Genomic DNA, 25,444 nt, shown 5'->3' on the forward strand with positions numbered 1-25,444 from the left:
ACCGTTGGCTGACGCGCCGTCTTTCCCAGGCAAGCGAATCGCTTCCTACAAATCGCAGCCCGCGACTTACGTCTACATACACTGCTCTGGCTAATTGTCCTACACTCCTTGGTAACAACAAGAAAAACCCAAGGGGACGCACCATGATTGACCAACGCCTGACCCATCGCTGCCTGCTCTCTGAAATTGCCTCGGGGGAGGATCTTTCCAGCGGTAAGCCGACACAAACCTTGCAAACCCTTCTGATGATGGGCTTCGTCACCCGTCTGCCCAGTCCCGACCGCACTTTTGCCCACCTGGCCCTCACTGAGGCAGGCCATCGGTATCTGGCCGGGTTGTGGCATTGAGATAGCCGCAGGCGGCGGGGGGATCTATACTCCCGCGCCTGTTTTTGTCTCTGAGGGCTTCATCATGGCCGACGCCAATCTCGACCACATCATGAATCAGCTGTTGCATTTGCGCGGCATCCTGGTCGCGCTGGGAGAGGCCGAGCAGGTCCCCGAGGAAAGTCATGCGCTGTTTCTGGAGCGTTACGATGAGTTGCTGACGCTGTTGCCGGCTGATCCGATCGAGAGTCAGTATCTGGGGCAGGATTTGTTGTGTCAGGTGATTCAGCGTTATCCGCAGATTGCGCATTTGGTGCCGCGGGATTTGTTGTGGTTTTTCGCCGGCGATTGTCTGCATTTCATGCCGGATGATGAGATTGATTTGTATACGGCGCTGGAGGAGCGTCGGTTTGAGGCGATGGAGAACGAGGAGCCGTTCGACTGGAATCAGGAGAAGCAGTTGTTGGCGATGTCGCAGTCTGAGTCCAAGCATTGATCTGAAGCTATCCGGATCAACATCAAGAGCGTCCGCCTGGGGGCGTACTGTTTCGCCTTCGGCGAGTTACTTGGAAAAGCACCCCAAGTAACCAAGGGTGCTTGCTCCTGGCTAGGTCCCTCCTCCGTCGGGATACCCTCACTCCGACGACGCTCCGTGGGCCCGCGCCGAACGGACATCCATGTCCTGACGGCGCTCTCGCGGCATCCATGCCGCTCGGCCCACTGCGCGTCGTCTGCGTTCGGCCTGCACCCAAGTCGCGTTCAGCGGTGTCTGGGATATTTATGTATGAAGATCAAAGCGTGGAGCAGATCAACGGCTTCCCGGCTAAAGCCGGTCCTACAGGGAGCGTCGCCGGTCCTACTGACTGCGCTCATTTTGTAGGACCGGCTTTAGCCAGGAGGAGGCCAGTGCGGGTGCCGCAAATTGATCGTTCCCACGCTCTGCGAGGGAATGCATCCCTTGGCGCTCCGCGTCACTCTGAACTGGCAGTGATACTTCCACTTTATAAAAGATTCCCTGATCTTACCTTTCCGCTAAATGCATATTTTTTATAATTAGCTTAGCGCCAAATCGAATTTCACAGTCCCTTCGCTTGCCCCTATGTTGCTGACTTGCTCCCGCGTGTCCTCTCGCGTCGGTTGGCCCATCAGTGCAAGGAGTTGTCATGAGCGTCGAGTTCATCGGTTATATCGCTACCCAGCCCGGATCGGAAATTCATCCCCGCAGCGGGCCGGCCGTTCAGCCTGAGTACGTGGAGAAAGTCGCCCGAGCCCATGAAGAGGCGGGGTTTGATCGGGCACTGGTCGCCTACCATTCCAACAGCCCGGACAGTGCGTTCGTGGCGTCTTATGCGGCGAGTGTTACGCGTACGTTGAAGTTTCTCGTGGCCCATCGTCCGGGCTTTATTTCCCCCACCGTCGCCGCTCGGCAATTCGCTACGCTGGATGTGTTCACTGGCGGTCGTATTGCGGTGCACATCATTACCGGCGGGGACGATCAGGAGCTGCGCGCTGACGGCAGTTTCATCGGCAAGGATGAGCGTTACGCCCGCACGGACGAGTACCTCGGCGTGGTGCGCCAGGAATGGACGGCCGACAAGCCGTTCGATCACCAGGGTGATTACTACCGGTTCGAGGGCGCTCATTCGTTGGTCAAGTCGCCGCAGCAGCCTCACATTCCGCTGTATTTCGGGGGTGCCTCTCAGGCTGCGCTGGAAGTCGCCGGTAAGCATGCCGATGTCTATGCCCTGTGGGGCGAGACCTACGAGCAAGTAAGAGACATCGTCAAGCAAGTGCGGGCCGAAGCCGCAAAACACGGCCGGACAGTACGTTTCAGTTTGTCGTTACGGCCGATTCTGGCGGAGACGGAGGAAAAGGCCTGGGCGCGTGCGGACGATATTCTTGAGCGGGCGAAGGCGCTGGCCCAAGCGTCGGGATTGGAGCGACGTGAGCCGCCGAATGAAGGCTCGCGGCGTTTGCTGGAAGCCGCGGCCCAAGGTGCGCGTCTGGACAAACGCTTGTGGACCGGCATTGCCGGACTGCTCGGCGCGAAAGGCAACTCCACCTCGTTGGTGGGTACCGCAGAGCAAGTGGCCGAGGCGCTGCTGGATTATTACGACCTGGGGATCACGACGTTCCTGATTCGAGGTTTTGATCCGCTAGAAGATGCGGTCGATTACGGCAAAAAGCTGATCCCGCTGACGCGCGAACTGGTCGCCCGGCGCGAGCAGGAGAAGAACGAAAAGGTCGCGTGAACGGCGGCCGTGGCTCTCGATTCCCGCTAACGCCCCGCGTATTCAGCAGGCCCCGGTCTGCTGAATACGCGCCGGATAAGACGCCGCCCTATTGAACTGTCGTCGGGCAAACAGGTTACACAGGCGCAGGCTCGGCTGGATTGATGCCGACAATGGAAATCAGCGGTTCGTCCAGATAAAGGCCGTCATAAAGGACCGGAACGCTTGTGTGGTTGCCGTTCAGTGCGATCTGGAAGAAACGCCCGTCTGCATCGGCTTCGAAGGAGCGCAGGTAGGTCCGGTCCTGGTCTTCGTCGTAGTCGAGCTTCAAGGTGCCATTTCGTCCATCGCCCGTGCGGTCGAACCCCAGATCGAGAATGAACAGACGGTCTCCGCTTTCAAAGTCGGTGATAAGGTCCGAATGACTGGCGTCCGCCGTGCGATAGCTGTCGGTCATGCGGTAATAAACGAAGTCATCAAGGCCGCTGCCACCGGTGAGTGTGTCCTTGCCCATGCCACCGGCCATGACGTCGTTACCAGCGCCCCCGTTTATGATGTCGTTGCCCTGAAAACCCACCATCTGATCATCGCCCACGCCGCCGGCCAAGACGTCATTGCCGCCGGTGCCGAGCACATCCATGTTATCGCGGGTCATCGTATTGACGATCTTGGGCCCGCTGGTGTTGCCGAAATCCACCGTGTCGCGATTCAGGTCGGCCCTGAGATTGCCGCTGAACAGGATTTCAAACTGATTGCCGTCAGCATCGGCTTCCAGCGACTTCAAGGCTGTCTGCGTACCTGCGCCATTGACGACGACCTTCAGAGTGCCATTGAAGCCATTGCCCAGGCCGCTGAACCCCAGGCTGGACACATCCACGAGGTCGCCCTCAGCTGCATTGAAATCAGTGACCAGATCCCGACCGGCAGTGTGCGCAGAACCTGTCGAAGTGCGGATGCTGTCGGACACGGAACTGAATACGAACTCGTCGGCGCCGGTGCCGCCAGTCAGGGTATCGCCGCCCCCGCCGCCCACCAGACGATCATCGCCGGCCAGGCCAGACAAGGTATCGCGACCCTCGTAGCCCATCAGGGTTTCTGCGCCAGCCGAGGTGCCGACAACGCTGTCGCTCGAATCGCTGCCGGCAATCAGGCGCTGGAAGTTGGCGTTGGTCAGGGTGGAATCGCCACTCAGGAGCAGCTCGAACCGGTTGCCGCTTTCATCGACATCGTAGCTTCTAAGGATCGTCCGATAATAGCCGTCATCTGTATTGCTGACGATCTGCACGGTTCCGTGTGTGCCGTCGCCAATGCCGGAAATGCCCAGCGCGGTCAGGTCCAGGCGATCAGCCTTATCGAAATAATCGATGTAATCGACATGCGGGCCGCTACTGTCGCTGATGGACGCATAGCGCAGTACGGCGTTTCCATAGGCTTAGAAACTGTCCGAACCAGCCCCGCCGATCAGTACGCTGTCACCTCGACCCTCGATGTAATCGTCGCCAGCACCGCCGTAGATAACATTGAGGTCGAAGGAACTGAAAAATTCATCCTTACCCGCGGTGCCGTACCAGAAAACCTTTTGTTGATCTGCCATTGAAACGCTCCCTGAGCTGCCGCCAGAGTGGGCGGCAACAGCTGTGATAGGCAAAAGGGCAGTTGGTTCGCGGGCCAGCAGTGGCCAGTATCGACTTTCCGTGAGCAAAGGCTCTGCGGGCCTTCATAAGATGCTTGAGGCCAGCGCAGTCGCTCTTCATGGAGCTTGAGGCGTATAGAGAAGCCGGTCGCCCCAAGCCAACCATGGCACCTCAAACAAAAAATGAACAACGCCCGGCGGGGCAGTCAATGACACGCACCGGGCGATTCACGTTCACACCACCTTCAGCACGATTTTGCCGACATGGTCACCCTGTTCCATTCGCTGATGCGCTTGTGCTGCGTCGGCGAGAGGAAAAATCCGGTCAATGATAGGCAGGCACTCGCCTTGCTTGAGCAACGGCCAGACATTGGTATGTACGGCGCGAGCAATCTCGGCTTTTTCCTCCGCGCTACGCGAACGCATCATCGACCCTGTCACCGAGCCTTGCTTTTCCATCAACGCCAGCAGATTGAAGTCCTTGACGGAGCTGCCGCCCAGAAAACCGATAACGACCAGTCGACCACGTCGTGCAAGTGACGCCACGTTGTTCTCGAAATAGCTTCCGCCCATGATGTCGAGAATCACGTCTACGCCCTTGTCCTGGGTTTGCCGCGCGATCTCCTCAGCGAAGTCCACCTCGCGGTAATTGATCGCTTCGCCACCCAGTGCGCGGATCCGGTCGCACTTTTCCTGGCTGCCGGCCGTTGCAAAAGCCTTGATCCCCAAGGCCTTGCACAGCATGAGCGCAGTAGTGCCGATGCCGCTGGTGCCGCCATGGATCAACACGGTGCCGCCCTTTCGGGCCTGGCCCAATTCGAACAGATTGGCCCATACGGTGAAGAATGTTTCCGGAATGGCGGTGGCCTGAATCATGTCCACGCCGTCCGGGACAGGTAGTGATTGAGTCGCTGCCACAACGCAGTATTCGGCGTAACCACCGCCATTGGTCAGCGCACATACCTTGTCGCCCAGCTTGAAGTCGGCCACCTTTGCGCCAACCGCGACGACCTCACCGGCCACTTCCAGCCCGGGCACAGGGGTCATGCCGGGTTTCATCGGGTACTTGCCAGAACGCTGTATGACATCAGGACGATTGATGCCGGCGGCGTGAACCCGGATCAGCAACTCATGATCACCCGGCGTTGGCACATCGGCCTGCATTATCTTCAATACTTCGGGGCCACCGGGTTCGGTGATCTCGATGTAGTTCATGCGGTTTGGCACATTCATGGGACACCTTTTGTTGACTAGGCTAATTGTTGAGAGAGCTAAAGACTCTGAAAGCTGAACGTCAAAGACATTCAGCCTTTTTAGCGGCCCATCGAATCAACCCTCGACGGTAAACCTCAGCCCGGCTTTCTCCGTCAGGCGCTTGAGCAGCGCTTCATTCAGCGCCGCCGCGGGCGTCCAGCAACCGCCCGGGGTCTCCTCACGTGTTACATCGAACGCCAGCGCCATCGCTGACTCGGCCAACATCTTGGATGTCGACAGGTAGCCCGGGTCCTCGTCGCAACTCACGGATGCCTTGAGCACCTGACCATCGGCCAGTTCAGCGATGAACAGCACGTCATAAAAGCCCGCCTCAAGCTCATTCTGTGTCGGTCCTTGCCCCGGTTGAGGATGACCGCCCTCATTAAAGGAGAAGCCCGCCAGACCAGGCTCATCGTCGTCGCTCGGCTGCGCACTGAGCATCAGCATTTCGTCGTACTGAAAGGACGTGCCCCACAGGTGCCCTTCCAGCAAGTTTGTGCGATGCACCGCCTTGGAATTGATGCCCGACATGATGAAAGGCCCGACCCAGGTCTGCGCCAGTTCATCCCTGTAAGGGGTCTGATCATCAGGTTGCTCGACGCCTCTGAATCCTGGTGTGTAGGCAAATGGATCGGCCACCAGTTCACCGAGAGCAGGATCCTGCGCCGCCGCTGCAACCACAGCGTCGACACTCAGGAACGTGCCACCCGACAGCACGCCTTGCATCTTGCGCACCCGCCCCCTGATCCGAGGTGCGTAGCGAGCGAACTTCTTCATGACCTGCTGCTGGGTGAACCATACGCCGAGGTCGAACGGCACCGAATCGAAACCACAGGAGAACACCAGTCGCGCGCCCGATGCCTGGGCTTGGGCCTGATGGCTGCCGATCATCCGGGCAATCCAGGGGATCTCCCCGGAGAGGTCAACGTAGTCCGTCCCCGACTCGGCGCAGGCGGCCACCAGGTCAGAGCCGTAGACCGAAAACGGCCCTGCGGTGGTGATCACCACCCGGGTCGTGGCGACCATGTCGCGCACGGACGCACGGTCCCGGGCATCGGCCACGATCAGCGGCAGCGCTGCGGCGTTTGCCCAACTGTCCCGAATGGCTTCCAGCTTGCTCAAGCTGCGACCGGCAATTGCCCACTTAACAGGGCCGTCAACGCCGCATTGAGCGAAGAGGTATTCAGCGACCAGCCGACCGGTGTAACCCGTGGCGCCGAAAATGATCACATCGAATGTTTGTTTACTCATGGAAAAGATGATTCCTGAAAGCGCCGCGAAGCGAAGGCGACACTCTAGCCATCCTTCCTACAAATGATTAGATGGTATGGTTGGAATAGACCTATAACCGCAGAGCATTAATTGTGCGCGACACCGTAACTGATCTGGTGGCCCTCCTGCGGGTCGCCCGTGAAGGCAGTTTTACCAAAGCGGCGGCGCAGCTTGGCGTTTCCCAACCTGCGCTGAGCCGCACCATTACCAAACTGGAATCGCGCCTGGGCGTGCAACTCCTGACACGCAGTACCCGCAGCGTCGCGCCGACCGAAGCCGGGGCGCGCTTGATCGACCGCATCGGGCCGCATTTTGACGGGATCGAGTCAGGGCTGAACGAGCTGAGCGAACTCAGCGGAACGCCGGCCGGCAGTCTGCGCATCACCTCTCTGGAGCACGCAACCCATCTGGTGCTTGCACCGGCTGCGCTGCAATTGATGACCGACTATCCAGGCATCAAGGTTGAGATCAACGACAGCTACGCCTTGGTGGACATCGTCGCCGAGCGCTTCGATGCCGGTATCCGCCTGGGCGCACAGCTGGCTCAGGACATGATCAGCCTGCCCATCGGCGGGGATTTTCGCATGGCCTTGGTGGCCGCCCCCGCCTATCTGGAACACCGCGCTAAACCACTGACGCCACAGGACCTGACCGAGCACGCCTGTATCAACCTGCGCCAGCCCACCTCGGGAGGATTGTGGGCTTGGCCTTTCGCCAAAAACGGGAGAGAAATCAAAGTACGCGCCGACGGGCATCTGGTGAGTAACAACATCTGGCTCATGCGTGATTTTGTCAGGGCGGGTGCCGGACTGGGTTACTTCCCGGAGCACCTGGTTGAGCAGGATCTGGCACAAGGTCGCCTGGTGCGGTTGCTGGAGGACTGGACTGAGACCGTCACCGGGTATCACCTCTACTACCCAAGCCGGCGCCAACACAAACCGGCTTTTCGTTTGCTTCTGGAAGCCCTGCGGGATCGGGCGGACCGCTGACTGTCTCCTTCAGGCCGAAACCGTCACAGCCCTCAAGCCGCATCCCGCTCCTGCTCCAGCGCTTGCGCCACCACACGACCGAAGGACGCCACCGGCGCCTGCAAGTTGCCGAGGAAGCGCGGGTAGATCAGCCACAGATCCATCACCGGCTTGAAATCCTTGAGCGGCATGACCGCCAGTGAATCGCGATGAACGCTGCGCTCCAGCAATTGACGCGGCACAAGACCCAGGCCCATGCCGTCGGCGACGAGCCCCAGTTGCAGCTCGGTGCCGAAGGTTTCCAGATTGACCTTCAGGCTCAACCCCTGGTCAGCCAGCGTCCGTTGCAGCCCGGCACGGAAACCGCAGCCGTCGGGGTTGAGCACCCAGCCCTGCGCGTAGCAGTCGGCCAGTTTCACCGGCTTTTTCGGCAGCGCGCTCTTGGCGCAGACCACCACCAGCTCCATCTTGCCGATGGACTCGCCAACGATGCCTTCGGGGAATATCTTGCCCGCAGGGAACAGCGCCGCCGCTGCGTCCAGTTCGCCGTTCTCGATTTTGCCAATCAGGTGGCTGCCCCAGCCGGTAATCACTTGGGCGCGCAGGTCGGGAAATTGGCCGCGCAGGTGTTTCAGTGCATCCAGCAGCACGACGTCGCCGATGGTTTGCGGCACGCCCAGTCTGAGCAATCCGGTGGGCGGCGTGTCGCTGGCAACGAGTTCGCGTAACGAGTCCATTTCCCGCAGGATCGCCAGGCATTTCTGATAGACCTGATTGCCCATTGCCGTGGGCTTGAGCGGCTTGGTATTACGGTCGAACAACTCGACGCCCAGTGCCTGCTCGAAATTCTGCACCCGGCGCGTGATGGCCGGCTGGGTCAGGTCCAGGGATTCAGCGGCATGGCTGATTGACTGGCAGCGAATGACCGCCACGAAAGCATCGATGTCATCAATTTTCATTCGGATCGCACATGGAATAAGGGAAACAAGATAGGCAAAAATCATAATCGCCACAGAAGGCTGTGGATAGCCTCTGTTTAGTCACAGAACGGCCAGCAACCTGTGAGTCAGTTATCAGCTACGTTTTGGTTATAACCTAATCATCAATGAATCGCATATTAGGCGGCTTAATTATGCTTATATTAAGCATTCTTCTGTGTCCGGAGCCGACATGACCCACATCCGACACCCTGAACGACTCAGGGCGTTTATCGGCGCGCTGGCCGAGCTGATCGACAGCCATCCGGGGGAAGGAGACCTGCTTTCCCGGGGTGGCAAGCTGCTGGGGCAACTGGTCCGTTATGACGACTGGCTGCCGGATGAGTTCGCCGCTCCCGATCCGCTGCGCTATCAACAGTTTCTGTTGCACGCCGACTCACGGCAGCGGTTTTCGGTCGTCAGCTTTGTCTGGGGACCGGGCCAGAGCACGCCGATTCACGACCACCGCGTCTGGGGCTTGATCGGCATGCTGCGCGGCGCTGAGTATTCCCAGGGGTTCGCCCGCAGCGCCGATGGCCGATTGGAACAGGAAGGCCCGGCGATCCGCCTGGACCCCGGCCATGTCGAGGCCTTGTCGCCGCGCAGCAACGACATTCATCAGGTCAGGAATGCCTTCGACGATCAGGTGTCGGTCAGCATTCATGTCTACGGTGCCAACATTGGCGCCGTGAAGCGCGCCGTTTACCAGCCCGATGGCAGCGAAAAGCTGTTCATCTCGGGTTATTCCAACGCCTTGCTCCCGAACATCTGGGATCTGTCCGAAGAGAACCAAGCCCAATGAGCCATAACACCCGTTCCTGCGCCGACATCCGCCGCGCCCTGCTCGCCCATGAAGAAGTCGCGCTGGTCGATGTCCGCGAAGAAGCTCCCTTCGCCGAAGCTCATCCGCTGTTCGCCGCCAACATCCCTTTGTCGAAGCTGGAACTGGAAGTGCTCGCGCGCATCCCCCGTCGCGACACCGCCGTGACGGTGTACGACAACGGCGAGGGTCTGGCCGAACGCGCCTTACAGCGCTTTCTGGGCCTGGGTTACAGCGACGTCAAGCTGCTTGAAGACGGATTGCAGGGCTGGCGCGACGCCGGCGGCGAGGTGTTCATCGACGTCAATGTGCCGAGCAAGGCGTTTGGCGAACTGGTGGAGCACCATCGCCAGACGCCTTCGCTGGCCGCCGAAGAGGTCAAGCAGTTGCTCGACGCCAAGGCCGACGTGGTGGTACTGGATGCGCGGCGGTTCGATGAGTACCAGACGATGAGCATTCCCACCGGGGTCAGTGTGCCCGGCGCCGAACTGGTGCTGCGCGCGCGCGAACTGGCACCCGATCCCAAGACCCGAATCATCGTCAACTGCGCCGGTCGTACGCGCAGCATCATTGGCACGCAGTCGCTGGTGAATGCAGGCCTGCCCAACCCGATTTCCGCCCTGCGCAATGGCACGATTGGCTGGCTGTTGGCCGGCCAGACCCTGGACCATGGGAAATCCCTGCGCTTCCCGCCGGTCAGTGATGCAACCCGGGAAGTCGCTCGGGCGGATGCGCGCAACGTGGCGGATAAGGCACGGGTGAAACGCGGCAGCCGCGCGGATCTGCCGGGCTGGCAGGCAGAAACTACGCGCACGACGTACCTGTTCGATGTGCGCACCCCGGAAGAGTTCGAAGCCGGGCATGTGTTGGGTGCGCGCTCAACGCCCGGCGGCCAGCTGGTGCAGGAGACTGACCATTACGCGAGCGTGCGCGGCGCACGAATCGTGTTGCTGGATGACGACGGCGTGCGCGCCAATATGTCTGCTTCGTGGCTGGCGCAATTGGGCTGGGAGGTGTTCGTGGTGGACGATCTGGTTCCTGAGGATTTCAGCGAAAAAGGCGCCTGGAACGCGCCGAATCCACCCGCGCCCCAGGTTGAGGAGATCAGCGCTGAAACGTTGCGTGAGTGGCGCGAGGACGGTGGCGTGGTGGTGCTGGATTTCACTGCCAGCGCCCACTACGTCAAGCAGCATATTCCGGGGGCCTGGTGGACGCTGCGAGCCGACCTTGCCAGCGCGCTGCAGAACATCCCTGCCGCCGAGCGTTACGTGCTGACCTGTGGTAGCAGCAAACTCGCGCGCCTGGCGGTGTCCGAGGTCGAAGCGCTGACCGGCAAGCCGGTGTTTGTGCTGAAGGACGGCACTGCGAGTTGGGTGGCGGCGGGTTTCCAGCTTGAGCACGACGAGAGCCATCTGGCGTCTCCGCGTATTGATCGCTATCGCCGGCCTTATGAAGGCACCGATGCGCCGCGTGAGGCGATGCAGGCGTATCTGGACTGGGAGTATGGACTGGTCGAGCAATTGAGCCGCGACGGGACCCACGGGTTTTATGTGATCTGAGCCACGCTGCATTCCCTCCCCTTGTAGGAGTGAGCTTGCTCACGAAAACGGCGTTCCAGTCGCTGAAAATTCAGCAAGCACGCCCGCCAACTCACGGGCAACCGCTCCTGCAAAAAACGCATTGCCTCAATATATCTATGCAATGTTTTTATAGAGTCAAGCTAGATAATCACAAACGTACATAATTAGCATATAACCAAAAGATACTTCTATTCCATTTCTTATCGGCATATGGTCAATCCCCTTGCCGACCCCTTCTCCAGGCGGAGGCCGAGAACCTTTTTCATGCCTGGAGAGACGCACCATGTCCGCCCCTTTCACTCCCCTGCTCCGCGCCCGACACGTGATACTCGGCGCACTGCTCGCATTATCATTCAGCCAGACCACACAGGCCGCCGAGCAACTCCAGCCGCTGCTCGTCGCCAACCAGAAGTCCGCGCTGAAGGTGCTGCTGGAGGTGTCCGGCGAGCTGAAGGACGTACCCTACGAGATCAAGTTTTCCGAATTCCCCTCGGCGTCGCCATTAGGTGAAGCCCTGAACGCGGGGGCCGTCGACGTCGGCGCGCTGGGCGACGCGCCGTATGTCTTTGCGCTGGGCGCCGGTGCGGCGTTGAAGGTCATCAGCATTACCCACGTCAGTGGGCTCTACACGACTGCGCTGATTGTGCGCAACGACTCGCCGGTCCACTCGGTTGCGGACCTCAAAGGCAAGCGCATCGTCACCGGTCGCGGCTCCATTGGTCATTACCTGGCGATTCGCGCGCTGAACGAAGCCGGCCTGAAGACCAGCGACGTGAACTTCGTTTACCTGTTACCCAGCGAGTCGCGGCTGATCCTCGACAACGGCGACGCTGACGCCTGGGCCACGTGGGCACCCTACACCACCGTCGCCACGCAGAACGGCGCGCGGATCCTGCCCAACGGGCCGGACCTGCTGACCAACCATTCCTATCTCGCCGCGACCAGCAAGGCCATCGCCGACAAGCGCGTGCAACTGGACGATTTCGTGGTGCGCCTCGACCGCTCCTACCGCTGGGCCAACACCCATCCGGCCGAATACGCCGCCGCCCAGACCAAGGTCACCGGCCTGCCGTTGGCCGTGCATCTGGCCGTCAACCAGGACACGAAAATGGAACGCGTGAGCATCGATGACGGCGTCATCAAGGGCTTGCAGAATACGGCGGACATCTACCAGCGCGAAGGCATCCTCAACAAACACGTCGACGTGTCCCATGGCTTCGACCCGGATTTCAATGCCATCCGTTTGGCCGCCGAGCCATCAGCCGAGCAAGCTGCCAGTCAGAACAATCCCCAAGCTGCGCGCTAAGGGAGCGGGCTAATTTGGAAGCCTGTGGAATGAGCGGGACAAAATCGATTTGAGGCGCGTGTGCGTTGTAAATCCCGCACACACAAAAACGCCGCTCTGTTGAGCGGCGTTTTTGAGAATTTGGAGCGGGAAACGAGACTCGAACTCGCGACCCCGACCTTGGCAAGGTCGTGCTCTACCAACTGAGCTATTCCCGCAATGGCGTCCCCTAGGGGACTCGAACCCCTGTTACCGCCGTGAAAGGGCGGTGTCCTAGGCCACTAGACGAAGGGGACACAGCCTGGAAACACCATGGTGTTGTGTTCCAGTTCCAGAAACACATCCGAAGACGCTTCCTGGTTTCACTCAACTTCGCCCGAAAGCAAAGCTGCTTAAAAATGGAGCGGGAAACGAGACTCGAACTCGCGACCCCGACCTTGGCAAGGTCGTGCTCTACCAACTGAGCTATTCCCGCAATGGCGTCCCCTAGGGGACTCGAACCCCTGTTACCGCCGTGAAAGGGCGGTGTCCTAGGCCACTAGACGAAGGGGACACGCTACAACATTCACTCCCTGCTACGCTCTGCTGTGTGCTTTACGCTGCAAGTGGCGCGCATTCTATGGATGGATATAGGGGTCGTCAACCCCTCAGTGAAAATATATTCAAATCAATGACTTCGCCCTCTATTTAGGCAAAGGACGGCCGATACACACGTGTCAGCCGCCATGGGCAATATCAGGCGGAGTGACAGGACCACCTTCCCGCGATAGTGGATAGCCACTACACTCGCGCAAATTACTTGATTGAGGCTTGTGCGGTGACACCACTCTTTATCACCTTCTTGGTTGTAGCAGGCATCGTGCTCCTCATTGCGGTGGGCTATCTGAATCATGTCGCAGAAGGCAAAAAGGTCGAGCGCGCGCGCAGCATGGTCGAGCTCAACGACCGGCTACGCCGCTGCAGCGAGCTGTCCGAAACCTTCCCCGGTCAGTTGATGACGCCACAGTTGAAGCTGCTGCTGGTTCGGCTGGAGCTGAACGTGGTCAAGCGCCTGCTCGCCCTGGAAAAAAGGAACAACCCGAATCTTCAGGAGCGCCAGTCTGAACTGGAAGCCCTGGTAGCGCAGGGCGACGCGATCACCGTCAGCAACCCGCCCAGCCCGATTCAAACCGAAGCCAAGGCCAAGGACGTGCGCTTTCTGCTGGAAGCCATGCACGGCCAGGTGACGCGAGCGGCCCACGACGGTTTCCTGCAAACGTCCGAAGCCAAGCAATGGATTCGCGAGATCCGCAACTTGCTGGTGCTGCTGCACATCGAGTTCTTCAACAACCTGGGCCAGCACGCGATGAGTCAGGAACAGCCCGGTCAGGCGCGTCTGGCCTTCGAGCGTGGCGTTCAGTACCTGAAAAACCAGCCTGAACCCGCGCCGTGGAAAAGCCACTTGCAGGCCATGGAGCGGCAATTGGCCAAGGCGAACTCCATGGTGCTGGACACCATTGCACCGACCGAAGACGACAACAACGAGCTGACCGAAGGGTTGCGCGTCGTGGACGCCGAGGCAGAGTGGAAAAAGAAAGCCATCTACGACTGATGGCTCGACACCGACGCACCGCGCCAAGCGGTGCGTCGGGGCTTCACATCAGCAATCGGTCGAATTCAAGAAAATCGCCGCCAGCCGTTCAATCCCCGCCTGATCTTCCTCGTTAAAGCGCCCGACGCTCGGGCTGTCCAGATCCAGAACCCCGATCAGCTGTCCATCCTTCACCAGTGGCACGACCAATTCGCTATTGGAAGCGCTGTCGCAGGCGATGTGGCCGGGAAACTCATGGACATCGACCACGCGTTGGGTTTCGCGGCTTTGTGCCGCCGTACCGCACACGCCCCTGCCGAACGGAATGCGCACACAGGCGATCTGGCCCTGAAACGGACCCAGCACCAGCTCTTCGTTGCGGTTGAGGTAGAAGCCTGCCCAGTTCAGGTCGTCGAGCTGGGTATAAAGGAAGGCCGAGAACTGCGCGGCGTTGGCGATGAAGTCGCGCTCATCCGCCAGCAGGGATTCCAGTTGTACAGCGAGCAGGCGGTAGCCATCAAGGCCCTCCCCTGCGGAATTCAAATCGATCATGCGTCTTGCTCCAGCATTTTCAAACCAACCCAGTAACGGGCGAACTGATACGCGCAACGGCCGTTGCGGTTGCCACGGCCGGTTGCCCAGCGCACGGCGTGAATCTCGAGCGCTTCATCGCGCTGCCATTGCAGGCCGGCCCTGGTCGCCAGCTCGCCGATCCAGTGCTCCACCACATCCAGAAAATGCTCCTGAGTGAACGGATAGAACGACAGCCAAAGGCCGAAGCGGTCGGACAGCGCAATCTTGTCTTCGACGGCCTCGCTCGGGTGAATCTCGCCGTCGTCACCGCGCTGCCAGTGAGCGTTATCGCTCTCCTTCTCAGGCACCAAATGCCGGCGGTTGGAGGTGGCGTACAGCAGGACATTGTCAGGCGCCTGTTCCAGCGAGCCATCGAGCACGCTCTTGAGCACCCGGTAGTCGCCTTCGCCGGATTCAAACGACAGGTCGTCGCAGAACAATACGAAGCGCTGGGGTGACTTCTGCAGTTGCTCGACCACGCGCGGCAGATCGCCCAAGTGGTCGCGCTCGATCTCGATCAGGCGCAGACCGGCCTTCGCGTGCTCGGCCAGCAACGCCCGGACCAGCGACGACTTGCCCGTCCCACGTGAACCCCAGAGCAGCGCGTGGTTGGCGGGCAGGCCGTCGATGAACTGCTGCGTATTGCGGCCCAGTTGCTCACGCTGGCGGTCAACGCCGATGAGGTCGGACAGGCGCATGTCCAGCGTGACGTCCAGTGGCATCAGGTAACCGCCGCGACCTTCGTGGACCCAGCGCGCGGCCAGGGTCGTTTCCCAGTCCACGGGCTGCCGAACGGCAGGCAAGAGAGGTTCGAGACGCGCCAGTACCGACTCGGCGCGCTCCAGAAATGCGTTCAATCGAGAATCCACGGTTTCTCCTTGATTTAACGGGTTAACGCGTGGCCGCGATCAGCTATGCTTGCCACGCGACGGACACAAGAAGTGACAGTGCCTTTTATGGATATAGCGATCACCCACCGGCTGTCATTCAAACAGGCCCGATTGACTGTGCTGATCGGCTTTGTATTGGGCACGCTGCTCAGTCTGTCTCAAATTGCGCTCGATTATGCCAGCGAAGACGCGTCCATCGATCGTGAAATTCGCTCCCTGCTGCAAATCAGTCATAACCCCGCCTCGCGCATTGCCTACAACCTGGATGCAGAACTCGCCCAGGAACTGACCCTCGGCCTGCTGCACTCCCCGGCCGTGGTCGGCGCGCGGCTGACCGATAACAACAACGTTCAGCTCGCTGCGGTATCACGGCCGCTGGCGAAAAGCGCCTACCGCATGGTCAGTGATTTTCTGTTCGGCGGGAGTCGGCAGTTCGAAGACGTGCTGCACCTGGACCATATCCCCGATGAGTCCATCGGCACCTTGCACCTGGACGTCGATACGTTCGCTTTCGGCAACCATTTTCTGCAGCGCGCCGGCATCACGCTGGTCAACGGCTTCGTGCGCAGCCTGGTGCTGGCCGGCCTGCTGCTGGCGCTGTTCTATTTCACGTTGACCAAACCGCTGACGGGCATGATCCGTGCGCTGTCGGAACGTGATCCGCGCAGCCCCGTTCAACCCCCGGTGCCCTGCCCGCCCGGCCACGAAGATGACGAAATCGGCGTGTTGGTGGCGGTCACCAATCGGCAGTTCGAGAGCGTTGCCAGTGAATTTGCGCAGCGGCGGGAGGCTGAGAACCGGCTGACCGATCACCTCAACGAGCTGGAAGACATCGTCTCCGCGCGCACCCAGCAGCTCGAATCCAGCAATGCCCGGCTCAGCCAGTCAAACGAAGAACTGCAGATTGCGCGCAGCACGGCGCTGGACATGGCCCACGCACGCTCGGCGTTTCTCGCCCACATGAGCCATGAAATCCGCACGCCGCTCAACGGCTTGCTGGGCATGCTGGCGTTGTCCCTCGATGGCCCGCTCAGCGCAGAACAGCGCCAGCAGCTGTCCATTGCCCACGACTCGGGCAAGGTGCTGGTCGAACTGCTGAATGACATTCTCGACCTGTCGAAATTCGACGCCGGCCAGGTGGAGCTTGAGCGCATTCCGTTCGACCTGGCCGCCTTGATCGAAGACACCGCCAGCCTGCTGTCGCAAAACGCGGCGCCGAACGTCGAGCTGACCTGCCTGATCGACCCGCGCTTTCCGGCGTCCGTGCTGGGTGACCCGACGCGGGTGCGGCAGATCGTCAGCAACCTGCTCTCCAACGCGCTCAAGTTCACCCGCGCCGGGCGTGTGGATGTGCGGCTGGGTCAGTATGGCGACCGCGTGCGCATCGAGGTGTGCGACACCGGCATCGGCATCGCCCAGGACGCCCAGGCGAAGATCTTTCAGCCATTTACTCAGGCCGAAGCCGCGATCACCCGGCAGTACGGCGGCACCGGCTTGGGCCTGACCCTGACCCATAACCTGACCGATGCCATGAACGGGCAATTGAGTATCGAATCCGCCGTGGGCGTCGGCAGCCGCTTCCGTGTGGACCTGCCGCTGCCGGCGCACACGCCGGCGCTGAAATGGCCAATGCTCAAGGGCAAAGTGCTGGTGGCCAGTGACGCGAACAGCGGGTTGCTGGAAATGCTCAGCCGGCTGCTGCCGGAATGGGGCGTGACCTGTCAGCCGCTGGCGGACGGCGCGGCGCCCGATGCCGGTGCGGACTTGCTGATCAGCGATTGCCCGGAATGCCTGGTGGCCATCCGAGAAGCGTGCACGGTGCCGGTCTTGCTGGTGACGGCGTACGGCAACTTCATGCCCGGCGAGCAGGTGGCGGCCCTGGCGCCGCTGCAACAGCAGGCCCGGCCACTCTCGCGCACTGTGTTGCATCAAAGCCTGGCGCGCATTCTGGACGCCGACGGTCAGGCAGGTATCCGCCAGGAACAGGGCGACCCTTCACCCACCCATCGGGCGCGTATCCTGCTGGTGGAGGACAACCCGGTGAATCAGCTGGTGGCGAAAGGCATGCTCGGCAAGCTGGGCTGCGATGTGGTCGTCAGCAGCAATGGCGCTGAAGCCCTGCAGCAGCTTGAGCAGGATCACTTCGATCTGGTGCTGATGGACTGCAATATGCCGGTGATGAACGGCTATGACGCGACGCGACGAATCCGGGAGAACGAGCGCTGGTCGGGTCTGCCGATCATCGCGCTGACGGCCAACGCGATGCCGGAAGAGCGTGAACACTGCAAGGCCGCGGGCATGAGCGACTACCTGGCCAAGCCTTTTCGTCGCGAGGAATTGATGGCGTTGCTGGATCAGTGGATCCCGGTAGAACAGCCGCATTAAACGCTGCGCCGATCAGCCGGCCGCTTGCTCCTTCAACAGCGCTTCGATGTCAGCCTTGATGTCTTCCGGCTTGGTCAGTGGGGCGTAACGTTTGACCAGCTTGCCGTCGCGGCCTACCAGAAACTTGGTGAAATTCCACTTGATGCCTTCCGAACCGAGCAAGCCCGGCGCGCGCTTCTTGAGCTGCACGAACAGCGGATGGGCATGGCTGCCGTTGACGTCGATCTTCTTGAACAGCGGAAAACTCACCCCGTAGTTCAGTTCGCAAAAGTCGGAAATCGAGCCTTCGTTGCCCGGCTCCTGCTTGCCGAACTGGTTGCACGGAAAGCCCAGCACCACAAGTCCGCGATCCTTGTAGCCCTGCCACAATTCCTCAAGGCCCTTGTATTGCGGCGTGAAACCGCACTTGCTGGCGGTATTCACCACCAGTAGCGCCCTGCCGCCGAAGTCAGCCAGGGTCTTTTGTTCGCCCTTGATCGTTTGCACCGGAATGTTCAGCAATTCGTCGCTCATGGCGATGCCTCGATTGAGTAAACCGCAACGCTAGCGCGCCATTGCCTGGCGCGCTATCCCATTGTTACCGGTGATAGGCCTGCATCAGGCGTTGCGTGGCACCAGGTCCAGGCACACGGAGTTGATGCAGTACCGCAGACCAGTAGGCGGTGGGCCATCCGGAAACACGTGGCCGAGGTGAGCGTCGCACTTGCTGCAGATCACTTCGGTGCGAATCATGCCATGACTGACGTCGCGCACTTCGACCACTGCGCTGCCTTCCAGCGGGGCGTAGAAGCTCGGCCAGCCGCAGCCCGAATCGAACTTGGTCTTGGAGTCGAACAGCGGCTCGTTGCAGCAAATGCAGTGGTAAACGCCGTCGGTCTTGGTCTCGTTGTATTTGCCGCTGAATGGACGCTCCGTGCCCTTCAGCCGGCAGACGTTGTACTGCTCGGGATCGAGCATCGCTTTCCATTCTTCAAGGGTTTTATCCAGCTTAGCCACGGGTTGACCTCCGTAAATGAAAAAGCCCGATCTGTGTCTTTTCCACGGATCGGGTGGCACGTATGATTGCGCCTTCGTTGGACGCCAGTCTGTCACCCGCGTTTCTCGCGTACAAACCCATTTTGATGGCGTCATGCTCAGCGGTCCGCGCTTCTTCTTACAGCGGGCCGTCTCTTTTCGGGACCAATCACCATGCAGTTCAGCAAATCGAACAAGCTCGCCAACGTCTGCTACGACATTCGCGGGCCGGTGCTCAAGCACGCCAAGCGCCTGGAAGAGGAAGGCCATCGCATCCTCAAGCTGAACATTGGCAACCCGGCGCCGTTTGGTTTCGAGGCGCCGGACGAAATTCTGCAGGACGTCATCCGCAACCTGCCCATGGCCCAGGGTTACAGCGATTCCAAGGGCCTGTTCAGCGCGCGCAAGGCGGTGATGCAGTACTACCAGCAGAAGCAGGTCGAAGGTGTCGGCATCGAAGACATCTATCTGGGCAACGGCGTCTCGGAACTGATCGTGATGTCGATGCAGGCCCTGCTCAACAACGGCGACGAAGTGCTGGTTCCTGCGCCGGACTACCCGCTGTGGACCGCCGCCGTTGCGCTGTCCGGCGGCAACCCGGTGCATTATCTGTGCGACGAGCAGGCTAACTGGTGGCCTGACCTTGAGGACATGAAGGCCAAGATCACGCCGAACACCAAAGCGATGGTGATCATCAACCCGAACAACCCGACCGGCGCCGTTTATTCCCGCGAAGTGTTGCTGGGGATGCTGGAGATTGCCCGTCAGCACAATCTGGTGGTCTTCTCCGACGAGATCTACGACAAGATTCTCTACGAAGACGCCGTGCATATCTGCACCGCCTCGCTGGCACCGGACCTGCTGTGCCTGACTTTCAACGGGCTGTCGAAATCCTATCGCGTGGCGGGCTTCCGTTCGGGCTGGATCGCGATTTCCGGGCCCAAGCACAACGCGGTCAGCTATATCGAAGGCATCGACATCCTGGCAAACATGCGTCTGTGCGCCAATGTGCCGAGCCAGCACGCGATCCAGACCGCGCTGGGTGGTTATCAGAGCATCAATGACCTGATCCTGCCGCCGGGCCGTCTGCTGGAGCAGCGCAACCGGACTTGGGAATTGCTCAATGATATTCCGGGTGTGAGCTGCGTGAAGCCGATGGGCGCGCTGTATGCCTTCCCGCGCATCGACCCGAAAGTCTGCCCGATCCACAACGACGAGAAGTTTGCGCTGGACCTGCTGCTGTCGGAAAAGCTGCTGATCGTTCAGGGCACGGCGTTCAATTGGCCGTGGCCGGACCATTTCCGCGTGGTGACGCTGCCGCGTGTGGATGATCTGGAGCAGGCCATTGGCCGGATCGGCAACTTTTTGAAGACCTACAAGCAGTAACGCAGCGTGCTGCAAGCGCCGGCTTTTGGATGAACGCTGGTGATGATTGACGACGATGTTGTCTGACTCACCGGGTTCGCCCCCAAGCCGGCTGCTGTTGTTCCGGGGGCCAGTCGCACCGCCCTCACCCTCTTGCCGATGAGGCTTTTCGCCAGCGCGACAGCAAACGACACAGTTTGAAATGATCGCCCGGTTGAATACACCCCGACATCACCTTATATACCCCCGCAGTACGTTACATATTCTTCCCGAGGAGAAACTCTAAACCATGATGCGCATTTTGCTGTTTTTGGCCACTAACCTTGCGGTCGTGCTGATTGCCAGCATCACCCTGAGCCTTTTTGGCTTCAACGGGTTCATGGCGGCCAACGGGGTTGATCTGAACCTCAATCAGCTGCTGATCTTCTGCGCTGTGTTCGGTTTCGCCGGTTCGCTGTTCTCGCTGTTCATCTCCAAGTGGATGGCGAAGATGAGCACAGGCACCGAGATCATCACCCAACCCCGCACCCGCCATGAGCAATGGCTGCTGCAGACCGTGGAACAACTGTCCCGCGATGCAGGTATCAAGATGCCGGAAGTGGGTATTTTCCCTGCCTACGAGGCCAATGCCTTTGCCACCGGCTGGAACAAGAACGACGCGCTGGTCGCGGTCAGCCAGGGACTGCTGGAGCGTTTTTCGCCCGATGAAGTGAAAGCAGTGCTGGCTCACGAGATCGGTCACGTTGCCAACGGCGACATGGTGACGCTGGCGCTGGTCCAGGGCGTGGTCAACACCTTTGTCATGTTCTTCGCCCGAATCATCGGCAACTTCGTCGACAAGGTGATCTTCAAGAACGAAGAAGGCCGTGGCATCGCGTTCTACATCGCGACCATCTTCGCTGAAATCGTGCTGGGCTTCCTCGCCAGCGCCATCGTCATGTGGTTCTCGCGCAAGCGTGAATACCGCGCCGACGACGCCGGTGCCCGCCTGGCCGGTACGGGCGCGATGATCAGCGCTCTGCAGCGTCTGCGTTCGGAACAGGGCGTTCCGGTGCAAATGCCCGAGAGCATGACGGCGTTCGGTATCAACGGTGGTTTGAAGCACGGCCTGGCCGGGCTGTTCATGAGCCACCCGCCGCTGGAAGAGCGCATCGAGGCGCTTCGTCGCCGCGGTTGATTGTGTAGAGGCTGCATCCAGAAAGGGCGACGTGAAGTCGCCCTTTTCTTTTGTGCTGATTTCTTTGCGCTGCGCTATCGGCGATACAGTCGATACGCATATTCCATCAGGGACGTTGCCCCCGCCTGCTTGAACTTCACGCCCTCCTCCAGCACGTCCAGATCCGCGACGCGTTTGACCCGCCAGTCCGGGGAGAGCAACTGCAGCACCTCGTCCTCATCCACCGAGAACGGCGGGCCGGCAATCAACGACTGATCGTAATCCAGCGTCACCAGCAAGCCGCAGGCATCGTTCGACAACAGATGATTGAGCTGTTTGACGTAACGCCAGCGCAGGTCCGGCGGCAGCGCGATCAGGGCGGCTCGGTCGTAGAATGCGGTGCAGTCGCCAACGTCTTCCGGCGTGAGGGCAAAGAAGTCGCCGCACCAGATCTCGCAGCCCTCCCCACGATAGACCTTGAGCGCGCCACGCTCTTCAATCGTGGGCTGCCAGCCGTTCTCGCTGAAGAAGCCGGCCACCGCTATCTCAGACAATTCCGCGCCCACCACGTGAAACCCTTGGTTGAGCAGCCAGACCATGTCGATGCTTTTGCCGCACAAAGGCACCAGCACGCGCTCCCCTGGCATGGCGGTGAGCTCTGGCCACAGGCGCAACAGGTGCGGATTCACAGACGCCTGATTGAAACCGATCTGATTGATCGCCCAGCGCTCATGCCAAAAACGCGGCTCCATAAACACTCCTGATATCCCGATCAAAACGGACGAAAACTTATATTAGATTTAGATGGATGCACTGCCCGATGATGCCACTCACCTTATACGCTCAGGACACTGCAAATGCTGCCTAGCCTGTTCATTTCCCACGGCTCGCCCATGCTTGCCCTCGAACCGGGCGAGAGCGGGCCGGCGCTCGCACGTCTGGCCGCCGCCCTGCCGCGCCCCAAGGCCATCGTGATGGTCTCGGCGCACTGGGAAAGCAACGAACTGCTGGTTAACGGCAATCCACAGCCGGAGACCTGGCATGACTTTGGCGGCTTCCCCCCTGCACTCTTCGCCGTGCAGTACCCGGCGTCCGGCATGCCGGAGCTGACGCAGCGCGTGCTGGAGCTGCTGGCAGAGGCTGACCTGCCGGCGCGCATGAACACCGAGCGACCGTTCGACCATGGGGTTTGGGTGCCATTGTCGTTGATGTACCCGCGGGCGGACATTCCCATCGTGCAGGTTTCACTGCCCACGCGGATGGGCCCTGCCCTGCAGACACGCGTCGGGCAGGCGCTGAATCGGCTGCGTGAGGAAAACGTTCTGCTGATCGCCTCTGGCAGCATCACCCACAATTTGCGCGAGCTGGACTGGCAGGCGGGACCTGAGAGCATCACGCCCTGGGCCCTCGCATTCCGCGACTGGATGGTGGAAAAGCTCGCGGCGGACGACCTGGAAGCGCTGCACGACTATCGAAATCAGGCACCCAACGCCGCGCGCAACCACCCGACCGATGAACACCTGCTGCCGCTGTATTTTGCGCGGGCGGCGGGCGGGGAATTCAGCATCGAGCACCAGGGTTTCACCATGGGTGCGTTGGGGATGGACATCTATCGGTTTGGTTGAGGGGGTTGGTTTTGTCCCCGTGGAGCGGCTTCAGCCGGGAAGCGCACTTATAGCGCACTTATAGGGGACTGATTTATTTACAGCGCTTCACTTATAGGGGACTGATTTATTTACAGCGCTTCATCGTAAATTAATCTGTCCCCGGTCAGTTGTGTGGCAACCGACGCCTTACCGGCTGAAGCCGGTCCTACCCAACCAAAACCCACTCGGCCTGGTGCCTCCCCCCTCCGTCTATGGGATCGGCGCCAGAGACAAAACGGGGACAGATTAATTTACGGTGAAGCGTTGTAAATAAATCAGTCCCCTTCAAATAGTCGTGAAGCGTTGTAAATAAATCAGTCCCCTTCAAATAGTCATCCAAACGCAGCACTAGCCCCCAAGTCCCACGCAAAAAAAATCCCCGAACCAGTCGGGGATTTTTTATTCAGACGATCAGCTCAAGAGCAGATCAGTCCTCACGATAGCGACGCAGCTTCAACTGCTTGCCGGCAACGCGTGTGTCTTTCAGCTTGGCCAGCAGGCGCTCGAGACCGTCTTCCGGCAGTTCGACGAGGCTGAAGCTGTCACGCACCTGGATGCGACCGATTGCTTCACGAGCCAGACCACCTTCGTTGAGGATGGCGCCCAACAGGTTTTTCGCAGCGATGCCGTCACGGGCACCCAGCGCGGTACGGCAGCGAGCACGGCCTTCGGCCAACGGCACCGGGGCACGACGTTCGCGGTCGCCACGATCAGGACGGTCGCCAGCTGGACGCTCCGGACGATCACCACGTGGCGCGTTGTTCGGCACCAGTGGGCGTTCTTTCTCGATCGCGCCAAGGGTCAGCGCCTGACCGTTGGTGGCCTTGCGCAGCAGAGCAGCGGCCAGGGCACGCGGGGTGCAACCGATGTCGGCAGTCAGGCGGTCCAGCAGTTCGCCATGGCTTGCTTCGGCATCAGCGACCAGCGGCGACAGGCTGTTGGTCAGTTTCTTGATGCGGGCATCGAGAACGGCCTGGGAGTCCGGCAGGCGGACTTCGGCGATTTTCTGACCGGTCATGCGCTCGATCACTTGCAGCATGCGACGCTCACGCGGGGTGACCAGCAACAGGGCGCGACCTTCGCGACCGGCACGGCCAGTACGGCCGATACGGTGAACGTAGGCTTCCGGGTCGTACGGCATATCAACGTTGAACACGTGAGTGATGCGCGGAACGTCCAGACCACGGGCAGCAACGTCAGTCGCAACAACGATGTCCAGACGGCCATCCTTGAGGGAGTCGATGACGCGTTCACGCTGGTTCTGGGCGATGTCGCCGTTCAGCGCAGCAGCCTTGTAGCCTTTGGCTTCAAGGGCGCTGGCCAGATCCAGAGTGGCCTGTTTGGTGCGCACGAACATGATCAGGGCGTCGAAATCTTCGACTTCCAGCAGGCTCAGTACGGCAGAGGTCTTCTGGTCAGCGTGAACCAGCAGGTGAGCCTGCTCGATCGCGGTAACGGTCTGGGTCTTGCTCTGGATCTTGACGTGCTTCGGGTCTTTCAGGTGACGCTCGGCGATCGCGCGGATCGACTGCGGCAGGGTCGCCGAGAACAGCACGGTCTGACGGGTTTCAGGCATGGCCTTGAAGATGACTTCGAGGTCATCCATGAAGCCCAGCTTGAGCATTTCGTCGGCTTCGTCGAGAACCAGGTGGTTAACGGTGGCCAGGACTTTCTCGTCACGACGCAGGTGGTCACACAGACGACCCGGGGTGGCGACGACAATCTGAGCGCCGTTGCGAATGGCTTTCAGCTGTGGGCCCATCGGCGCGCCGCCGTAGACAGCCACAACGGTCACGCCCGGCATTTGCTTGGCGTAGGTTTCGAACGCGGTGGCCACTTGCAGGGCCAGCTCACGAGTCGGCGCGAGGATCAGCGCTTGCGGCTCGCGTTTCGCCGGGTCGATCAGGCTCAGGATGGGCAGAGCGAAGGCGGCGGTTTTACCGGTACCTGTCTGCGCCTGGCCGATCATGTCGTGACCGGCGAGGATGATTGGAATCGATTGCTGCTGGATGGCCGAAGGCTCTTCGTAGCCGGTGGCTACTACAGCTGCAACAATTGTCGGGTGAAGGTTGAGAGCGGCGAAGCCGCCGGTTTCCTGGGTCATGGGTCTGCCTCTGAGTGCATCCGCAAAGACCCATGCTTCAAAGCTGCGCGTGCCGTGTAAGACCCTAGAGTCACCCTGGCTGCTTTGTCGGCGGGGATTTGCGAAAACGTATTGATGAATGGATCGTCATGGGTGGTTCGTGACCGAACCGGTTCGAGAAGATGGCTTCGCGAACCCATACCGTGACGAGGGCCCTATGAAAGGCCGGCGCGCACTATACCGGAAATGCTGAAATAAGTGAGGATTTTTTTCGCGAATCAGCCCCTTGCGGCCAACTGTCACAGGCTTTGCGCAAAGCTGCGTCAGTGTCTACTTTTCATGTGCCCGGTATCGGTAGCGGGCAGAGCTTAAACGATTCACCCAGACAGTGCGACACCCCACCCTCCCTTTCTCCT

The 25,444-nt window shown here is 60.2% G+C and carries 23 protein-coding genes and 4 tRNA genes; 12 read left to right on the plus strand and 15 right to left on the minus strand.

Annotation, left to right across the window (positions count from 1 at the left end; translation table 11 throughout):
- Window positions 1–143: 143 nt before the first annotated feature.
- The 3 genes from IFT99_RS16765 to IFT99_RS16775 all read left to right on the plus strand — a co-directional run bounded on the left by IFT99_RS16765 (window position 144) and on the right by IFT99_RS16775 (window position 2,578).
- Entirely contained in the window at window positions 144–347 is a 204-nt protein-coding gene (locus IFT99_RS16765) for a hypothetical protein (protein WP_074888180.1), read from the plus strand.
- 64 nt (window positions 348–411) lie between these two features.
- Window positions 412–822 (plus strand): PA2817 family protein, encoded by a 411-nt coding sequence (locus IFT99_RS16770; protein ID WP_065993096.1) that lies wholly within the window; start codon window positions 412–414, stop codon window positions 820–822.
- Window positions 823–1,489: 667 nt separating this feature from the next.
- Window positions 1,490–2,578, plus strand: coding sequence for an LLM class flavin-dependent oxidoreductase (locus IFT99_RS16775; protein WP_192133684.1), 1,089 nt, complete (start codon window positions 1,490–1,492; stop codon window positions 2,576–2,578).
- Between the two features lie 115 nt (window positions 2,579–2,693).
- Here IFT99_RS16775 and IFT99_RS26490 read toward each other — a convergent pair whose 3' ends face one another.
- The 4 genes from IFT99_RS26490 to IFT99_RS16795 all read right to left on the minus strand — a co-directional run bounded on the left by IFT99_RS26490 (window position 2,694) and on the right by IFT99_RS16795 (window position 6,695).
- Window positions 2,694–3,842, minus strand: coding sequence for a calcium-binding protein (locus IFT99_RS26490; protein WP_192133686.1), 1,149 nt, complete (start codon window positions 3,840–3,842; stop codon window positions 2,694–2,696).
- 147 nt (window positions 3,843–3,989) lie between these two features.
- A complete protein-coding gene (locus IFT99_RS16785; protein WP_192133688.1) occupies window positions 3,990–4,151 on the minus strand; it encodes a hypothetical protein in 162 nt (53 codons plus the stop codon).
- 273 nt (window positions 4,152–4,424) lie between these two features.
- Complete coding sequence (locus IFT99_RS16790; RefSeq protein ID WP_192133690.1) at window positions 4,425–5,423, minus strand: NAD(P)H-quinone oxidoreductase; 999 nt, start codon at window positions 5,421–5,423, stop codon at window positions 4,425–4,427.
- 96 nt (window positions 5,424–5,519) lie between these two features.
- On the minus strand, window positions 5,520–6,695 hold the full coding sequence (locus tag IFT99_RS16795; protein WP_192133692.1) for a saccharopine dehydrogenase family protein: 1,176 nt from the start codon (window positions 6,693–6,695) through the stop codon (window positions 5,520–5,522).
- Between the two features lie 110 nt (window positions 6,696–6,805).
- Between IFT99_RS16795 and IFT99_RS16800 the strand changes: the two genes are divergently transcribed.
- Window positions 6,806–7,705: a LysR family transcriptional regulator gene (locus tag IFT99_RS16800; RefSeq protein WP_192134041.1), complete on the plus strand. Its 900-nt coding sequence runs from the start codon at window positions 6,806–6,808 to the stop codon at window positions 7,703–7,705.
- Window positions 7,706–7,737: 32 nt separating this feature from the next.
- Here the strand turns inward: IFT99_RS16800 and IFT99_RS16805 are convergent, their stop codons facing one another.
- On the minus strand, window positions 7,738–8,643 hold the full coding sequence (locus IFT99_RS16805) for a LysR family transcriptional regulator (RefSeq protein ID WP_192133694.1): 906 nt from the start codon (window positions 8,641–8,643) through the stop codon (window positions 7,738–7,740).
- Between the two features lie 211 nt (window positions 8,644–8,854).
- On the opposite strand from IFT99_RS16805, the gene IFT99_RS16810 reads away from it, so the two are divergent.
- The 3 genes from IFT99_RS16810 to IFT99_RS16820 all read left to right on the plus strand — a co-directional run bounded on the left by IFT99_RS16810 (window position 8,855) and on the right by IFT99_RS16820 (window position 12,367).
- The gene (locus tag IFT99_RS16810) at window positions 8,855–9,463 is read left to right on the plus strand and encodes a cysteine dioxygenase family protein (protein ID WP_192133696.1); all 609 of its coding nucleotides are present in this window, start codon (window positions 8,855–8,857) and stop codon (window positions 9,461–9,463) included.
- Window positions 9,460–11,040 (plus strand): rhodanese-related sulfurtransferase, encoded by a 1,581-nt coding sequence (locus IFT99_RS16815; protein ID WP_192133698.1) that lies wholly within the window; start codon window positions 9,460–9,462, stop codon window positions 11,038–11,040. The genes IFT99_RS16810 and IFT99_RS16815 overlap by 4 nt, the downstream gene beginning before the upstream one ends.
- Before the next feature lie 304 nt (window positions 11,041–11,344).
- A complete protein-coding gene (locus tag IFT99_RS16820; protein ID WP_192133700.1) occupies window positions 11,345–12,367 on the plus strand; it encodes an ABC transporter substrate-binding protein in 1,023 nt (340 codons plus the stop codon).
- 121 nt (window positions 12,368–12,488) lie between these two features.
- Here the strand turns inward: IFT99_RS16820 and IFT99_RS16825 are convergent.
- From IFT99_RS16825 to IFT99_RS16840, 4 genes are all read right to left on the minus strand, one after another.
- Window positions 12,489–12,564 (minus strand) — tRNA-Gly (locus IFT99_RS16825).
- Window positions 12,565–12,566: 2 nt separating this feature from the next.
- Window positions 12,567–12,642 (minus strand) — tRNA-Glu (locus tag IFT99_RS16830).
- A 103-nt stretch (window positions 12,643–12,745) separates the two neighbouring features.
- Window positions 12,746–12,821 (minus strand) — tRNA-Gly (locus IFT99_RS16835).
- A gap of 2 nt (window positions 12,822–12,823) precedes the next feature.
- Window positions 12,824–12,899, minus strand: a tRNA-Glu gene (locus IFT99_RS16840).
- A 264-nt stretch (window positions 12,900–13,163) separates the two neighbouring features.
- Here IFT99_RS16840 and IFT99_RS16845 point away from each other — a divergent pair.
- The gene (locus tag IFT99_RS16845; protein WP_065993078.1) at window positions 13,164–13,937 is read left to right on the plus strand and encodes a hypothetical protein; all 774 of its coding nucleotides are present in this window, start codon (window positions 13,164–13,166) and stop codon (window positions 13,935–13,937) included.
- A 48-nt stretch (window positions 13,938–13,985) separates the two neighbouring features.
- Here IFT99_RS16845 and IFT99_RS16850 read toward each other — a convergent pair whose 3' ends face one another.
- Window positions 13,986–14,468, minus strand: coding sequence for a GAF domain-containing protein (locus tag IFT99_RS16850; RefSeq protein WP_192133702.1), 483 nt, complete (start codon window positions 14,466–14,468; stop codon window positions 13,986–13,988).
- Window positions 14,465–15,358 (minus strand): ATP-binding protein, encoded by an 894-nt coding sequence (locus IFT99_RS16855; protein ID WP_192133704.1) that lies wholly within the window; start codon window positions 15,356–15,358, stop codon window positions 14,465–14,467. The genes IFT99_RS16850 and IFT99_RS16855 overlap by 4 nt, the downstream gene beginning before the upstream one ends.
- Window positions 15,359–15,445: 87 nt before the next feature.
- Here IFT99_RS16855 and IFT99_RS16860 point away from each other — a divergent pair, with 87 nt between their 5' ends.
- The gene (locus tag IFT99_RS16860; RefSeq protein ID WP_192133706.1) at window positions 15,446–17,764 is read left to right on the plus strand and encodes a hybrid sensor histidine kinase/response regulator; all 2,319 of its coding nucleotides are present in this window, start codon (window positions 15,446–15,448) and stop codon (window positions 17,762–17,764) included.
- Between the two features lie 12 nt (window positions 17,765–17,776).
- Here the strand turns inward: IFT99_RS16860 and IFT99_RS16865 are convergent, their stop codons facing one another.
- The gene (locus IFT99_RS16865) at window positions 17,777–18,277 is read right to left on the minus strand and encodes a glutathione peroxidase (protein ID WP_192133707.1); all 501 of its coding nucleotides are present in this window, start codon (window positions 18,275–18,277) and stop codon (window positions 17,777–17,779) included.
- An 84-nt stretch (window positions 18,278–18,361) separates the two neighbouring features.
- Entirely contained in the window at window positions 18,362–18,760 is a 399-nt protein-coding gene (gene msrB, locus IFT99_RS16870) for a peptide-methionine (R)-S-oxide reductase MsrB (protein ID WP_192133709.1), read from the minus strand.
- A gap of 192 nt (window positions 18,761–18,952) precedes the next feature.
- Here msrB and IFT99_RS16875 point away from each other — a divergent pair, with 192 nt between their 5' ends.
- The gene (locus IFT99_RS16875; protein WP_192133712.1) at window positions 18,953–20,164 is read left to right on the plus strand and encodes a pyridoxal phosphate-dependent aminotransferase; all 1,212 of its coding nucleotides are present in this window, start codon (window positions 18,953–18,955) and stop codon (window positions 20,162–20,164) included.
- Between the two features lie 268 nt (window positions 20,165–20,432).
- Window positions 20,433–21,320, plus strand: coding sequence for a protease HtpX (htpX, locus tag IFT99_RS16880; RefSeq protein WP_037011815.1), 888 nt, complete (start codon window positions 20,433–20,435; stop codon window positions 21,318–21,320).
- A 74-nt stretch (window positions 21,321–21,394) separates the two neighbouring features.
- Here htpX and IFT99_RS16885 read toward each other — a convergent pair whose 3' ends face one another.
- A complete protein-coding gene (locus IFT99_RS16885) occupies window positions 21,395–22,051 on the minus strand; it encodes a thiopurine S-methyltransferase (RefSeq protein WP_192133714.1) in 657 nt (218 codons plus the stop codon).
- Window positions 22,052–22,156: 105 nt separating this feature from the next.
- On the opposite strand from IFT99_RS16885, the gene IFT99_RS16890 reads away from it, so the two are divergent.
- Window positions 22,157–22,924, plus strand: a complete 768-nt coding sequence (locus IFT99_RS16890) for a DODA-type extradiol aromatic ring-opening family dioxygenase (protein ID WP_192133716.1) — start codon at window positions 22,157–22,159, stop codon at window positions 22,922–22,924.
- Between the two features lie 448 nt (window positions 22,925–23,372).
- Here the strand turns inward: IFT99_RS16890 and IFT99_RS16895 are convergent, their stop codons facing one another.
- A complete protein-coding gene (locus tag IFT99_RS16895; RefSeq protein ID WP_065993064.1) occupies window positions 23,373–25,049 on the minus strand; it encodes a DEAD/DEAH box helicase in 1,677 nt (558 codons plus the stop codon).
- Window positions 25,050–25,444 lie beyond the last annotated feature (395 nt).

It is taken from the genome of Pseudomonas sp. CFBP 8772 (assembly GCF_014841665.1).
Taxonomy (GTDB): Bacteria; Pseudomonadota; Gammaproteobacteria; order Pseudomonadales; family Pseudomonadaceae; genus Aquipseudomonas; species Aquipseudomonas graminis_B.

What these genes read in the sequence shown, in the direction of transcription:
- IFT99_RS16775 (WP_192133684.1), top strand. Translation starts at nt 1,490, where the DNA reads ATGAGCGTCGAGTTCATCGGTTATATCGCTACCCAGCCCGGATCGGAA.
- IFT99_RS16885 (WP_192133714.1), bottom strand. Translation starts at nt 22,051, where the DNA reads ATGGAGCCGCGTTTTTGGCATGAGCGCTGGGCGATCAATCAGATCGGT.
- IFT99_RS16805 (WP_192133694.1), bottom strand. Translation starts at nt 8,643, where the DNA reads ATGAAAATTGATGACATCGATGCTTTCGTGGCGGTCATTCGCTGCCAG.
- IFT99_RS16860 (WP_192133706.1), top strand. Translation starts at nt 15,446, where the DNA reads ATGGATATAGCGATCACCCACCGGCTGTCATTCAAACAGGCCCGATTG.
- IFT99_RS16875 (WP_192133712.1), top strand. Translation starts at nt 18,953, where the DNA reads ATGCAGTTCAGCAAATCGAACAAGCTCGCCAACGTCTGCTACGACATT.
- IFT99_RS16815 (WP_192133698.1), top strand. Translation starts at nt 9,460, where the DNA reads ATGAGCCATAACACCCGTTCCTGCGCCGACATCCGCCGCGCCCTGCTC.
- IFT99_RS16850 (WP_192133702.1), bottom strand. Translation starts at nt 14,468, where the DNA reads ATGATCGATTTGAATTCCGCAGGGGAGGGCCTTGATGGCTACCGCCTG.
- IFT99_RS16890 (WP_192133716.1), top strand. Translation starts at nt 22,157, where the DNA reads ATGCTGCCTAGCCTGTTCATTTCCCACGGCTCGCCCATGCTTGCCCTC.
- IFT99_RS16810 (WP_192133696.1), top strand. Translation starts at nt 8,855, where the DNA reads ATGACCCACATCCGACACCCTGAACGACTCAGGGCGTTTATCGGCGCG.
- IFT99_RS16770 (WP_065993096.1), top strand. Translation starts at nt 412, where the DNA reads ATGGCCGACGCCAATCTCGACCACATCATGAATCAGCTGTTGCATTTG.
- IFT99_RS16895 (WP_065993064.1), bottom strand. Translation starts at nt 25,049, where the DNA reads ATGACCCAGGAAACCGGCGGCTTCGCCGCTCTCAACCTTCACCCGACA.
- IFT99_RS16820 (WP_192133700.1), top strand. Translation starts at nt 11,345, where the DNA reads ATGTCCGCCCCTTTCACTCCCCTGCTCCGCGCCCGACACGTGATACTC.
- htpX (WP_037011815.1), top strand. Translation starts at nt 20,433, where the DNA reads ATGATGCGCATTTTGCTGTTTTTGGCCACTAACCTTGCGGTCGTGCTG.
- IFT99_RS16790 (WP_192133690.1), bottom strand. Translation starts at nt 5,423, where the DNA reads ATGAATGTGCCAAACCGCATGAACTACATCGAGATCACCGAACCCGGT.
- IFT99_RS16765 (WP_074888180.1), top strand. Translation starts at nt 144, where the DNA reads ATGATTGACCAACGCCTGACCCATCGCTGCCTGCTCTCTGAAATTGCC.
- IFT99_RS16795 (WP_192133692.1), bottom strand. Translation starts at nt 6,695, where the DNA reads ATGAGTAAACAAACATTCGATGTGATCATTTTCGGCGCCACGGGTTAC.
- IFT99_RS16785 (WP_192133688.1), bottom strand. Translation starts at nt 4,151, where the DNA reads ATGGCAGATCAACAAAAGGTTTTCTGGTACGGCACCGCGGGTAAGGAT.
- IFT99_RS16865 (WP_192133707.1), bottom strand. Translation starts at nt 18,277, where the DNA reads ATGAGCGACGAATTGCTGAACATTCCGGTGCAAACGATCAAGGGCGAA.